Source organism: Streptomyces ovatisporus (assembly GCF_042653885.1).
GTDB lineage: Bacteria > Actinomycetota > Actinomycetes > Streptomycetales > Streptomycetaceae > Streptomyces > Streptomyces ovatisporus.
This window is the reverse complement of the sequence record NZ_JBHSFH010000004.1, coordinates 796,480-809,116: the sequence shown is the minus strand read 5'-3', so window position 1 is coordinate 809,116 and position 12,637 is coordinate 796,480. Positions and strand designations below refer to the sequence as shown.

The window sequence follows — 12,637 nt, the reverse complement described above, 5'->3', positions numbered from 1 at the left end:
ACGAACGCTTCCATCACGACCCTTTCACAGGCCACTCCGGGCGCTTCCCTCTCGGTGAATCCGACCTTACCAGAATTGCTTTCCGATTCCGTAATCCGGCTTTGGAGAGCTGCTCCGGCCGACGGGCCCTCCGGACGAAGCTCGTCCGGTACCCGTCGAGGTGGAGCAGTAAACATACTCGGGCGGGGCGTCCCGATGCAAATCGAGGCGCCCCGCCCGGAGTTGGGAGTCAGACCTCGACGACCACGGGGAGGATCATCGGACGGCGACGGTAGGTGTCGGAGACCCACTTGCCGACCGTACGGCGTACCAGCTGCTGGAGTTGGTGCGCCTCCACGATGCCGTCCTGGGCCGACTTGGCCAGGACCTCGTCGATCTTCGGGACGACCTGTCCGAAATCCGCTTCGTCGATGCCCGATCCACGCGACTGGATGTGCGGGCCGCCGACGATCTTGCCCGTGCTGCTGTCCACGACGACGAACACAGAGATGATGCCCTCGTCGCCGAGGATGCGGCGGTCCTTGAGGGAGGACTCCGTCACGTCGCCGACGGAGAGGCCGTCGACGTACACGTAACCCGCGTGCACCTTCCCGGAGATCTTGGCCTTGCCGTCCAACAGGTCCACGACGACGCCGTCTTCGGCGATGACCACACGGTCGCGGGGGACGCCGGTCTGGGCGCCGAGCTCCGCGTTCGCACGCAGGTGGCGCCATTCGCCGTGCACGGGCATCAGATTCCTGGGCTGGCAGATGTTGTAGAAGTACAGCAGCTCGCCGGCCGACGCGTGGCCGGAGACGTGGACCTTGGCGTTGCCCTTGTGCACCACGTTCGCGCCCCAGCGCGTCAGGCCGTTGATGACCCGGTAGACCGCGTTCTCGTTGCCCGGGATGAGGGACGAGGCGAGGATCACCGTGTCGCCCTGGACGATGCGGATCTGGTGGTCGCGGTTGGCCATCCGGGACAGTGCCGCCATCGGCTCGCCCTGCGACCCCGTGCAGACCAGCACCACTTCGTCGTCCGGCAGGTCGTCCAGCGTCTTCACGTCGACGACGAGGCCGGCCGGGACGTTGAGGTAGCCCAGGTCGCGGGCGATGCCCATGTTGCGGACCATCGAGCGCCCGACGAAGGCCACGCGGCGCCCGAACTCGTGGGCGGCGTCCAGGATTTGCTGAATGCGGTGCACGTGGCTCGCGAAGCTCGCGACGATGATGCGTTTCTGCGCGCTCGCGAAGACCTGCCGCAGGACACTGGAGATCTCGCGCTCCGGGGGGACGAAGCCCGGCACTTCGGCGTTCGTCGAGTCGGACAGCAGGAGGTCGATGCCCTCCTCGCCGAGGCGGGCGAAGGCGCGCAGGTCCGTGAGCCGGCCGTCCAGCGGAAGCTGGTCCATCTTGAAGTCGCCGGTGTGCACGAGCAGGCCGGCGGGCGTACGGACGGCCACTGCGAGGGCGTCCGGGATGGAGTGGTTGACCGAGACGAACTCGCAGTCGAAGGGGCCGATGCGCTCGCGGTGCCCTTCCTCGACCTCCAGGGTGTACGGGCGGATGCGGTGCTCCTGCAGCTTCGCCTCGATCAGAGCGAGGGTCAGCTTGGAGCCGATGAGCGGGATGTCGGCCTTCTCGCGCAGCAGGAAAGGAACGCCGCCGATGTGGTCCTCGTGGCCGTGGGTGAGCACGATGCCGTCGATGTCGTCGAGACGGTCCCGGATCGAACTGAAGTCCGGAAGGATCAGGTCGATTCCGGGCTGCTCCTCCTCCGGGAAGAGCACACCGCAGTCGATGATCAGCAGGCGGCCGCCGTATTCAATGACCGTCATGTTGCGGCCGATCTCGCCGAGACCGCCGAGCGGGGTGACCCGCAGACCGCCTTCGGCCAGCTTCGGCGGCGAGCCGAGCTCGGGATGCGGATGACTCAAAAGACTCTCCTCACCAGACGCGCGCCACGCTCCCCCGGCCTCCGGATTGGGGGACCCCCTGGGACACGTGGCGCGCGCGATATTCGGGAATGCGTCGTTATGCGTATTCGTTCGTTTTGATCATGTCGTCGATGTACGGGACTCGCCCGTTATGCAGTTGTCGCGTCGGTGTTCAGATCTCTACGCCGCCGTGGGCGAGGTCATGCCTGAGCTGCTGGGTCTCCTCGGGGGAGAGCTCGACGAGCGGCATCCGGAGCGGTCCGGCGGGCAGCCCGCGAAGCGTGAGGGCGGCCTTCGTGGTGATGACGCCCTGCGTACGGAACATGCCCGTGAACACGGGGAGCAGCTTCTGGTGGATCTCGGTGGCCTTCGTGACGTCGCCGCTCAGATGCGCCTCCAGCATGGAGCGCAGCTCGGGCGTGACGAGATGTCCGACGACTGATACGTACCCGATCGCACCGACCGACAACAGCGGCAGGTTCAGCATGTCGTCGCCGCTGTACCAGGCGAGGCCGCTGGTGGCGATGGCCCAGCTCGCACGTCCGAGGTCGCCCTTGGCGTCCTTGTTCGCGACGATGCGCGGGTGCTCGGCGAGCCGGACGATCGTCTCCGTGTTGATCGGGACACCGGAACGGCCGGGGATGTCGTAGAGCATCACCGGCAGGTCGGTGGCGTCGGCGATCGCGGTGAAGTGCCGGAAGAGGCCCTCCTGCGGAGGCTTGCTGTAGTACGGCGTCACCGCGAGGAGGCCGTGCGCGCCGGCCTTGGCGGCGTCGCGGGCGAGTTCGAGGCTGTGGGCCGTGTCGTTCGTGCCGGCTCCGGCGACGACGTGGGCACGGTCTCCGACCGCTTCGACCACCGCCCGGACGAGCTGGGCTTTCTCGACATCGCTGGTCGTCGGGGACTCGCCGGTGGTGCCGTTGACGATCAGGCCGTCGTTGCCTGCATCCACCAGATGGACGGCGAGTCGCTGCGCGCCGTCGAGGTCGAGAGCACCGTCAGCGGTGAACGGCGAGACCATCGCGGTCAGGACCCGCCCGAAGGGCGTGTGCGGTGTGGAGGTCGGAGCCATGGGGTCCACGCTACTCGCAGCCAGGCCCGACGTGGGCCCTCGGGGCCATCGTCCTGGTCATCCGCGACGTGACGGGCCTCACCCTGAGGGAGACCCGGCACTGCCTGCTCGGGGGTTCAGGCAGTACCGAGCCTCGTTTTCAGCGTAGGCGTACTTCTCGAATCGCCGCAATCCGGACAGTCAGGGCGCGACCCGGCCGTTCGCATTGAACGCCGCGTGCGTCAGCGGCATCAGCTTCGCCCACTGCTCCTCCATCAACTCCCCCACCATTTCGATCTCACGTTGGGGGAAGGAGGGCACCTTCGCCTGCTCGTGCTGGGTGCGCAGGCCGAGGAAGTGCATGAGCGAGCGGGCGTTGCACGTCGCGTACATCGAGGAGTAGAGCCCGACCGGGAGCACGGCCCGCGCGACCTCCCGGGCGACACCCGCCTCCAGAAGCCGCTGGTATGTCGCGTACGCCTGACGGTAGGAGTCCTCCATCGCGCTGACGGCCAGGCCGTGCTGCTCCGGGGTGCCTTCCACGAATTCGTACTTGCCGGGACGGCCCTGCTGGACGAGCTTGCGCGCGGCGTCCGGCGTGTAGAAGACGGGCTGGAGCTCGCGATAGCGGCCGGACTCCTCGTTGTAGGACCAGCCGACGCGGTGGCGGTGGAACTCGCGGAAGACGAACAGGGGCGCGCTGATGAAGAAGGTCATCGAGTTGTGCTCGAAAGGACTGCCGTGCCGGTCCCGCATCAGGAAGTTGATGAGCCCCTTGGAGCGTTCGGGGTCCTTGTGCAGCTCCTCGAGGGACTTCTCGCCTCCGGTCGAGACCCTGGCCGCCCAGAGCACGTCGGTGTCCGCAGCGCTGTGCTTGACCAGCTCGACGGTCATCTCGCCGCGGAAGCTGGGGGCGACGGTCTCTTCGGGGGTGTCGGTCACTGGCGGGGTCCTTCCGGTACGTGCAACTGCCAAAGCGCGCCCAGCCTACGGCGCTCCACCGACAGCCCCGGACGGGCGCTCTCCCCGGAAGCCGGCGCCGTGAGCGGTCGGGCGGCGGCTGAACGTGAGCCGCGAAACCCTCGACTTGCTGACCCTTTTGTCCGAACAAGACCAGTTCGCCCGGACAAATGGAGCTCTCTTTTGAGATAAGGCACCCCGGTGCACGAAGTCACAAGGCCGCTTGGTATTTTTCAATGACGATCCCGGGCTCGTGGCACTTCTCGGCCCTCCCGGACGTTCCTCACATCACAGGCCAAACACACGACGCTCTAGACAGGAGTCCCCTGCCCATGCCCCGCCGCGGAGAATCAGTACCGTTCGCGTTCATCGCCGACGCCGACCGGTTCCGCAGCAATGTCACGCCGCCGCCTCGCGCCGAGCGCAGCCTCGCCCAACGGGCAGGAAGTGCGCTGTTCGGCCTGACCGTGGTCGCCGGGCTGGCCGGTTCCCTTCTCCTGGGCGTTCCCGCGCTCGATCCCGGCCAGGAGTCCCACCGGGGCGGCCCTGCCGCAGCCGAGGGCCGCTGACACCTGGCCGCTGGCCACTGCGGGCTGACCGATGCGGGCCAGGCCGACGCGCCGCGTCGACCAGCCGGGCTGGCCGGGCCTCGCAGAGCTCGCTAATGTCCTCGCGCACCACCCGAACGAGTCCATCGCGAGCGAGGATCAGCTGTGCCACTGCCCTTTCTGACGGCCGATGGCCGAGCGGACAGCGACCACGCGGCCCAGACCCCGCTGCCGCACGACGCACGCGAGCACTGGCGCCGGCCGTACCGTCCCGGCCCCTGGCGGGTCGGCGGTGCGGCGATGCTGCTGCTGCTCGCTTCCTACCTGCTCTTCTCAGCGTTGATCATCGCGCTTGCCGGAGCTCTTCCCGGCATGGCCGTGTGCCTCGGCGCAGGGCTCGCGGTGATCGCACTGGCGCTGCGGCTGCTGCGCGTGGGGATCTGGGTGTGCGCGCACGGGCTGCGCCAGGTCGGACTCCTGAGCACGGTGACGTTGAGCTGGCGCCGGGTGGCCGCTGTCCGAACCGTGCAGCAGCCCGTCAGGTGGCTCGGCCTGCCCCGAACCGTGCAGGGGCAGGCCCTCGCCGTCGTACGGCAGGGTGACGGCGAGCCGCTGCGTCCGCTTCTGACGGATCACAACGCCGACTTCCTGGCACGGCCCGAGGCCTTCGACCGCGCCGCCGACGTCATCGAGGGCTGGGCCGCGGAATCCCGTCCGGCGGCTTCCCTGTAGCGCTTCCCGGTCAGGCCTCCGGCAGGACTTCCGGAGGGGCTCAGCCGGATTCGCGGCTGCCACCCTCGTGAGCACCGCGGGAGGCTTCTCCGGAGTCGTCGTGCAGGGCGATGGCACGCTGCATGGCCCTGCGGGCCCGAGGAGTGTCGCGGGCATCGCGGTAGGCGACGGCGAGACGGAACCAGCAGCGCCAGTCGTCAGGGGACTGCTCGACCTCGGTCTGACGCCTGGCGAACACTTCGTCGGCGGAATCCCTGTCGATCCGGCCCGAGGGAGTCCGCCGCAGTTCGTCGACGGGCAGTCCGCCCTCCGCCTCCAGTTCGCGGGCCAGCCGGCCGGCGTTCCGCGCGAATCGCGTGGTGTGCCAGAGGAACCAGAGACCGATCAGCGGCAGGATCAGCACCGCCAGCCCGAAGACGACGGTCACGGGGGTGCCCTGCTCGATCAGCAGCACCCCCCGGCTGCCGACCAGCACGAAGTAGAAGACCAGCAGAGCAGCGAGCGTGAAGTACGCGAGTTTCGCGCGCACGCTCGTCATCGGTCCAGGGCGAGGAAGTGTTCCAGCCCGAAGGTGAGTCCGGGCGTGGAGACGACCCGCCGCACGCCGAGCAGCACACCCGGCATGAAGGAACTGCGGTGCAGCGAGTCGTGCCGGATGGTGAGCGTTTCGCCCTCACCGCCGAGCAGCACCTCCTGGTGCGCGACGAGTCCGCGCAGCCGCACCGCATGCACCGGCACACCGTCCACGTCCGCACCGCGGGCGCCGTCGAGGCCGGTGCTCGTGGCGTCGGGCTGTGCCGGCAGGCCGGCCTCCTCGCGGGCGGAGGCGATGATCTGGGCGGTGCGTACGGCCGTACCACTGGGGGCGTCGGCCTTGCCGGGGTGATGCAGCTCGACGACTTCGGCCGATTCGAAGAACCGGGCAGCCTGCTGTGCGAACTGCATGGTCAGAACGGCACCGATACCGAAGTTCGGCGCGATGAGCACACCGGTCCCGGCGGACGCGTCGAGCCAGCCGCGCACGGCCTCCAGGCGCTCGTCCGTCCAGCCAGTGGTACCGACGACACAGTGAATGCCGTTGCTGACGCAGTGCTCCAGGTTGCCCATCACTGCGTCGGGGTGCGTCAGGTCGACGGCGACCTCGGTGCCCGCGCCGGTGAGGGCGTCGAGGCTGTCGTCGCGGTCGAGCGCGGCGGACAACTCCATGTCGTCGGCGGCTTCCACGGCCCGTACGGCCTCGGAACCCATTCGGCCCTCGGAGCCGAGGACGGCCACACGCAGCTTGCTCATAGTTCGTTCCTTCGCGGGCTTCGCGGTCTTGGCGGCTGGACGGGCTGAGGCACGTACGGGGGCTCCGTCAGGCGACGGCCTCGTGCAACTGGGACGCCTGGCGGTCGGTGAGCGGGCCGATGACGGCCAGCGAGGGACGCTGGTCGAGTACGTCCTGTGCGACTGCCCGTACGTCGTCCGGGGTGACGGCGGAGATCTTCGCGAGCATGTCGTCGACCGACAACTGCTCACCCCAGCACAGTTCGCTCTTCCCGAGCCTGTGCATCAGCGCGCCGGTGTCCTCCAGGCCCAGGACGGTCGAGCCGGTCAACTGGCCGATGGCGCGCTTGAGTTCGTCGTCCGGGAGGCCCTGGCGCGCGGCCTGGTCCAGCTCGTCGCGGCAGATCTTCAGCACGTCCGCGACCTGGCTGGGGCGGCAGCCCGCATAGACGCCGAAGAGACCGCAGTCGGCGAAACCGGAGGTGTAGGAGTACGTGCTGTAGGCAAGGCCCCGCTTCTCACGGATCTCCTGGAAGAGACGGGAGCTCATGCCGCCGCCGAGGGCCGTGCTGAGCACTCCCAGAGCCCAGCGGCGGTCGTCGTTCCGCGAGACTCCCGGCATGCCCAGTACAAGGTGGGCCTGTTCGGTACGGCGGTCGGACAGGTCGACGCGGCCGTGGGCACGCACCGCGCGCATGCCGGTGCGAGGCCCGACGGGCTCCGCGGTCCCGTCCGTACGGCTGAGCGCGCCGGCCCGGTCGAAGGCCGCCCGCACCTGATGGACGACTGCGTCGTGGTCCAGGTTTCCCGCTGCGGCGACGACCAGGTGCGGCGGGTCGTAGTGCTTGCGGTAGAAGCGGGCGATGCGGTCGCGGGTCAGCGAGTTGACCGTGTCGACCGTGCCCAGTACGGGGCGGCCGAGCGGTGAGTCCCCGAACATCGTGTGCGCGAAGAGGTCGTGCACGCAGTCGCCCGGATCGTCCTCGGTCATCGCGATCTCTTCGAGGATGACGCCACGTTCCGCCTCGATCTCCGCGGGATCGAGGACGGAGCTGGTGAGCATGTCACCGACGACGTCGATGGCGAGGGGGAGATCTGCGTCGAGAACGCGTGCGTAGTAGCACGTGAACTCCTTGGAGGTGAAGGCGTTCATCTCACCGCCGACGGCGTCCAGCGCGGCCGAGATCTCCAGAGCGCTGCGCCGCTCCGTGCCCTTGAAGAGCACGTGCTCCAAGTAGTGGGTGGCTCCGTTGAGCGCCGGCGTCTCGTCACGGGAGCCGACGTGCACCCAGATCCCGAAGGTGGCGGAGCGCACGGTGGGAACCCTCTCGGTGAGGACCCGCAGCCCGCCCGGCAGCACGGTCTTGCGGATCTCTCCCGCACCCGTCCCACTGCCGGCGCTTCCGTTTCCGCCGTTTCCACCGACGCGTCCGCCGACGGACATCGGCTTCACCCTCCCTGGTGTACGGGCGACGGCCCGCCCCTCCGTGATGGTGGGGCGGGCCGTCGCGCGGTGCGTAACTGTCACTTGTCGCCCGCGGCGGCGTCCGCGGACGCGCCGTCGTTCTCCTCGGCCTTCTCGGAGCCTTCGGCGTCCTCGTCCAGGACGGGGATCAGCGAAAGCTTGCCGCGCTGGTCGATCTCGGCGATCTCGACCTGGACCTTCTGGCCGACGCCGAGGACGTCCTCGACGTTCTCCACGCGCTTGCCGCCGGCGAGCTTGCGGATCTGCGAGATGTGCAGCAGGCCGTCCTTGCCCGGCAGGAGCGAGACGAAGGCGCCGAAGGTGGTCGTCTTCACGACCGTGCCCAGGTAGCGCTCGCCGACCTCGGGCATCGTCGGGTTGGCGATGCCGTTGATCGTGGTGCGGGCGGCCTCGGCGGCGGGGCCGTCGGCGGCACCGATGTAGATGGTGCCGTCGTCCTCGATGGTGATGTCGGCGCCCGTGTCCTCCTGGATCTGGTTGATCATCTTGCCCTTGGGGCCGATGACCTCACCGATCTTGTCCACGGGGATCTTCACGGTGATGATCCGCGGGGCGTTCGGGGACATCTCGTCCGGGACGTCGATGGCCTCGTTCATCACGTCCAGGATGTGCAGGCGAGCGTCACGGGCCTGCTTGAGGGCCGCAGCGAGTACGGACGCCGGGATGCCGTCCAGCTTGGTGTCGAGCTGGAGGGCGGTGACGAACTGGCGGGTGCCGGCGACCTTGAAGTCCATGTCGCCGTAGGCGTCCTCAGCCCCGAGGATGTCGGTGAGGGTGACGTAGTGGGTCTCGCCCTCGATCTCCTTGGAGATCAGGCCCATGGCGATGCCGGCGACGGGGGCCTTCAGCGGCACACCGGCGTTCAGCAGCGACATGGTGGAGGCGCAGACCGAGCCCATGGACGTCGAGCCGTTGGAGCCCAGCGCCTCGGAGACCTGCCGGATCGCGTAGGGGAACTCCTCGCGGGTCGGCAGCACCGGCATGAGGGCACGCTCGGCCAGCGCACCGTGGCCGATCTCGCGGCGCTTGGGGGAGCCGACGCGGCCCGTCTCACCGGTGGAGTAGGGCGGGAAGTTGTAGTTGTGCATGTAGCGCTTGCGGGTCACCGGCGAGAGGGTGTCCAGCTGCTGCTCCATGCGGAGCATGTTCAGCGTCGTCACGCCCAGGATCTGCGTCTCGCCGCGCTCGAAGAGCGCCGAGCCGTGCACCCTCGGGATGGCCTCGACCTCGGCGGCGAGCGTACGGATGTCCGTGACGCCACGGCCGTCGATGCGCTTCTTCTCCTTGATGACGCGCTCGCGGACCAGTTCCTTGGTCAGCGTGCGGTACGCCGCGGAGATCTCCTTCTCGCGTCCCTCGAACTGGGGAAGCAGCTTCTCGGCGGCCAGACCCTTCACTCGGTCCAGCTCGGCCTCGCGCTCCTGCTTGGCGGCGATGGTCAGAGCCTGGGCGAGCTCGTCGCGCACGGCAGCGGTGAGGGCCTCGAGCACGTCGTCCTGGTGGTCCAGGAAGATCGGGAACTCGGCGACGGGCTTGGCGGCCTTGCCGGCCAGGTCCGACTGGGCCTTGCACAGCACCTTGATGAAGGGCTTGGCGGCCTCGAGCCCGGCGGCGACGACCTCCTCGGTCGGTGCCTCGGCACCGCCCTTGACGAGCTCGACGGTCTTCTCGGTGGCCTCGGCCTCGACCATCATCACGGCGACGTCGCCGTCGGGCAGCGTGCGGCCGGCGACGACCATGTCGAAGACGGCGTCCTCGAGTTCGGTGTGGGTGGGGAACGCGACCCACTGTCCGCGGATGAGAGCGACGCGCGTGGCGCCGATGGGGCCCGAGAAGGGCAGGCCGGACAGCTGCGTGGAGCAGGAGGCGGCGTTGATGGCGACCACGTCGTAGAGGTGGTCGGGGTTGAGAGCCATGATCGTCTCGACGATCTGGATCTCGTTGCGCAGGCCCTTCTTGAAGGAGGGGCGCAGCGGACGGTCGATCAGGCGGCAGGTGAGGACCGCGTCCTCCGAGGGACGGCCCTCGCGCCGGAAGAAGGAGCCGGGGATCTTGCCGGCTGCGTACATCCGCTCCTCGACGTCGACCGTCAGAGGGAAGAAGTCGAGCTGGTCCTTGGGCTGCTTGGAGGCGGTCGTGGCCGACAGCACCATGGTGTCGTCGTCCAGGTATGCCACTGCGGATCCGGCGGCCTGCCTGGCCAGCCGGCCCGTCTCGAACCGGATGGTGCGGGTACCGAAGGCGCCGTTGTCGATGACGGCTTCGGCGTAGTGGGTCTCGTTCTCCACCAGGAATATCTCCTCGTCTGCGTCCACCGCCCGTGTGGCGGTGGACCGGCTGCGGAGGAGCGCTCCGTGTGCGGGCCGGTCTTCGATCGAAGCCCACGGAACCGTCTGGGTGTCCGGGGGCCACTACCGAGGACCGGCTACGGGCGGGGCGCCCCTGCCGCGTCAGTCTGCGTAGTGAGCGTGCATGTGTTCTGTTCCCGTACGGCTTGCCGTACGTCTTTCCGTAGGTCCAGCCGTACGTCGTGCTGGGGCCAGCCTACAAACCTTCCCGGCCCCGCAGGTACGGCGAAGGGAGCGGCCCCCTGCGACGGGAACCGCCCCCTTCCTCATCTCTCAGCGGGCGCCGGCCGCGCCACGGCGGATGCCGAGGCGCTCGACGAGGGCGCGGAAACGCTGGATGTCCTTCTTCGCGAGGTACTGCAGCAGGCGGCGGCGCTGGCCGACCAGCAGCAGCAGACCACGGCGCGAGTGGTGGTCGTGCTTGTGGCTCTTCAGGTGCTCGGTCAGGTCCGAGATCCGGCGGGAGAGCAGCGCCACCTGGACCTCGGGGGAGCCGGTGTCACCCTCCTTGGTGGCGAACTCGGACATGATCTGCTTCTTGGTCGCGGCATCGAGAGACGACACACGTACTCCTTTTAGGGGTTCTGCCCGGCGAGCGCCCCTGGTCTTCATCTCAGGGGATGCTTCGACTACTCGGAGGGCCGGCCCAGCCTACCAGCGCATCTGAACGCCTCCGCCCGCCCCCTGTGCGGATCGGAGGCGGGCGGAAACGGCAAGGGCGCCGGGGCGGACGGCGGATCCGGGGTCAGCCTCCGATGGAGCCGCGGACGTCGGCGTAGACGTTGAGAACCGCGAGGCAGAGCGGGATCAGCGACAGCAGCACGAACGTCTCGGTCAGCTCCATGAAGCGGCCCCAGAAGGGCGTCAGTCCCGTACGCGGAACGATCAGGCCGATCGCGGTGACCAGCGCCGCGGCGACCGCGATGGACGCCGCGATCCAGACCGTACGGACGTCGAGCCCGGCACTGTCGCCCGTCAGGAGGTCGCGGACGAGCTCCGTGGGCGGGTTGAGGGACAGGCCGAGCGCCAGCAGCGTGAGCGTGCCGAGGCCGGCGACCAGGGCGCAGGTGACCTGCGAGGTGTAGCGGAAGAGACGGGCGCGCAGCAGCATCGCGACGCCGGTGGCGAGCGCGAGGAGCTGCCCCCAGCCGTTGTGGGCGAAGCCCAGTACGGCTGCGGAGCCCACGACCGCGGCGCACCAGCCGCCCACGAGACCGACGAGCATCTCGTGCCCGCGGCGGGCCTGGGCGGCGATGCGCTCGGCGTCGACGGGACCCTGGACGCTGCGTCCGCTGTCCTGGTTGTTCTCGTAGCCGCCCGCGCGGGGCTCGAAGCCTATGGGCAGCCGCGCGAAGCGCGCGGAGAGGCCGGGGAGGAAGGCGATGGTGCCGACGGAGACGGGAGCGGCCACAGCCGCCGCGTCCACCGGCCCGATGTCGGCGATGACGGCGATGAAGGTGAAGACGGTGCCGACCGCCGAGACGATGGCGGACGCGACGAACGGACCGTCGCCCCGGGGCGTGATCGCGATCAGCACCGCCGACGCGAGCAGCACCGCGACGCAGCCCAGGAGGAACTGGAGCCGGCCGATCCCCTCGCCCTGGGAGAGGGGCAGAATCCCCGACCCGGCGATCATGATGTGCGGCATGGCGCCGAGGCCGAGAGCGATCGAGGTCGCCCTGTCCTCGTAGACACGGGCGCGGACGCATGCGAGCGCGACGAGCAGGACTCCCGCCGCGGCGGCGATGATGCCGGGCAGCCCGTGCATGTCGTGCTTGAGCGGGTCGGCGAACCACAGCGCGAACGCCATGAGCACCAACAGCACGCCGCCGCCCGTGAGTCCGGCCGCCCGCATGTGCCGCTCGTTCCACAGTGCGCGGTCGCGCCTCACCCCCGAGGCGACGGCGTCGCTGACGTCGTCGAAAACGGCGGACGGCAACGAGTCGGCGAACGGGCGCAGGAGCAGCACCTCGCCGTCCCGGATGCCGTTGCCCGCCAGGGAAAGGCCCGACTCGAGGACCCGCCCGTCCCGGCGCACGAGGTGATACCCCGACAGGGCGCCCTCGGCGGGGCTGCCTCCGGAGAGCCGGGCGATCTCCGGATAGACGTCGGACAGGGGCACGTCCTCGGGAAGCGCGACATCGATGCGCCCCCCTGGAGCAACTACCGTGACGCGGCAGAAGCCTGTCGCTGCGGTCGTGGCCACCTTCTTGTTCCCCCTTGCTGACTGCTCGGACTCGGCGTCACGATGAATTAAGACATCTCGGGCTCGTGGATTGCCCCAAACTCCCGCGCCGTGGAAGCACTTGGGGAAGATTGCGGGTCACC

11 protein-coding genes are annotated in these 12,637 nt (G+C 69.1%); 2 read left to right on the top strand and 9 right to left on the bottom strand.

What is annotated here, in order from left to right:
* Positions 1-229: 229 nt before the first annotated feature.
* The 3 genes from ACFPA8_RS08485 to thyX all read right to left on the bottom strand — a co-directional run bounded on the left by ACFPA8_RS08485 (position 230) and on the right by thyX (position 3,860).
* Complete coding sequence (locus ACFPA8_RS08485) at positions 230-1,915, bottom strand: ribonuclease J (protein ID WP_386444607.1); 1,686 nt, start codon at positions 1,913-1,915, stop codon at positions 230-232.
* Positions 1,916-2,087: 172 nt separating this feature from the next.
* Positions 2,088-2,987 (bottom strand): 4-hydroxy-tetrahydrodipicolinate synthase, encoded by a 900-nt coding sequence (gene dapA, locus ACFPA8_RS08480; protein ID WP_386444604.1) that lies wholly within the window; start codon positions 2,985-2,987, stop codon positions 2,088-2,090.
* A 180-nt stretch (positions 2,988-3,167) separates the two neighbouring features.
* A complete protein-coding gene (gene thyX, locus ACFPA8_RS08475) occupies positions 3,168-3,860 on the bottom strand; it encodes an FAD-dependent thymidylate synthase (RefSeq protein ID WP_386444758.1) in 693 nt (230 codons plus the stop codon).
* Between the two features lie 398 nt (positions 3,861-4,258).
* Between thyX and ACFPA8_RS08470 the strand changes: the two genes are divergently transcribed.
* Both ACFPA8_RS08470 and ACFPA8_RS08465 read left to right on the top strand, forming a co-directional pair.
* Positions 4,259-4,495 (top strand): hypothetical protein, encoded by a 237-nt coding sequence (locus tag ACFPA8_RS08470; protein WP_386444601.1) that lies wholly within the window; start codon positions 4,259-4,261, stop codon positions 4,493-4,495.
* A 144-nt stretch (positions 4,496-4,639) separates the two neighbouring features.
* Entirely contained in the window at positions 4,640-5,206 is a 567-nt protein-coding gene (locus ACFPA8_RS08465; protein ID WP_386444598.1) for a hypothetical protein, read from the top strand.
* Between the two features lie 40 nt (positions 5,207-5,246).
* Here the strand turns inward: ACFPA8_RS08465 and ACFPA8_RS08460 are convergent, their stop codons facing one another.
* The 6 genes from ACFPA8_RS08460 to eccD form a co-directional block, all read right to left on the bottom strand.
* The gene (locus tag ACFPA8_RS08460) at positions 5,247-5,735 is read right to left on the bottom strand and encodes a tetratricopeptide repeat protein (protein ID WP_386444755.1); all 489 of its coding nucleotides are present in this window, start codon (positions 5,733-5,735) and stop codon (positions 5,247-5,249) included.
* 5 nt (positions 5,736-5,740) lie between these two features.
* The gene (dapB, locus tag ACFPA8_RS08455; RefSeq protein ID WP_386444595.1) at positions 5,741-6,496 is read right to left on the bottom strand and encodes a 4-hydroxy-tetrahydrodipicolinate reductase; all 756 of its coding nucleotides are present in this window, start codon (positions 6,494-6,496) and stop codon (positions 5,741-5,743) included.
* Positions 6,497-6,563: 67 nt separating this feature from the next.
* Positions 6,564-7,919, bottom strand: a complete 1,356-nt coding sequence (locus ACFPA8_RS08450) for a M16 family metallopeptidase (protein WP_386444592.1) — start codon at positions 7,917-7,919, stop codon at positions 6,564-6,566.
* An 80-nt stretch (positions 7,920-7,999) separates the two neighbouring features.
* Complete coding sequence (locus tag ACFPA8_RS08445) at positions 8,000-10,249, bottom strand: polyribonucleotide nucleotidyltransferase (RefSeq protein ID WP_386444752.1); 2,250 nt, start codon at positions 10,247-10,249, stop codon at positions 8,000-8,002.
* A 333-nt stretch (positions 10,250-10,582) separates the two neighbouring features.
* Complete coding sequence (gene rpsO / locus ACFPA8_RS08440) at positions 10,583-10,921, bottom strand: 30S ribosomal protein S15 (protein ID WP_386444589.1); 339 nt, start codon at positions 10,919-10,921, stop codon at positions 10,583-10,585.
* Between the two features lie 133 nt (positions 10,922-11,054).
* Complete coding sequence (eccD, locus tag ACFPA8_RS08435; protein ID WP_386444586.1) at positions 11,055-12,515, bottom strand: type VII secretion integral membrane protein EccD; 1,461 nt, start codon at positions 12,513-12,515, stop codon at positions 11,055-11,057.
* Between the last annotated feature and the right edge of the window lie 122 nt (positions 12,516-12,637).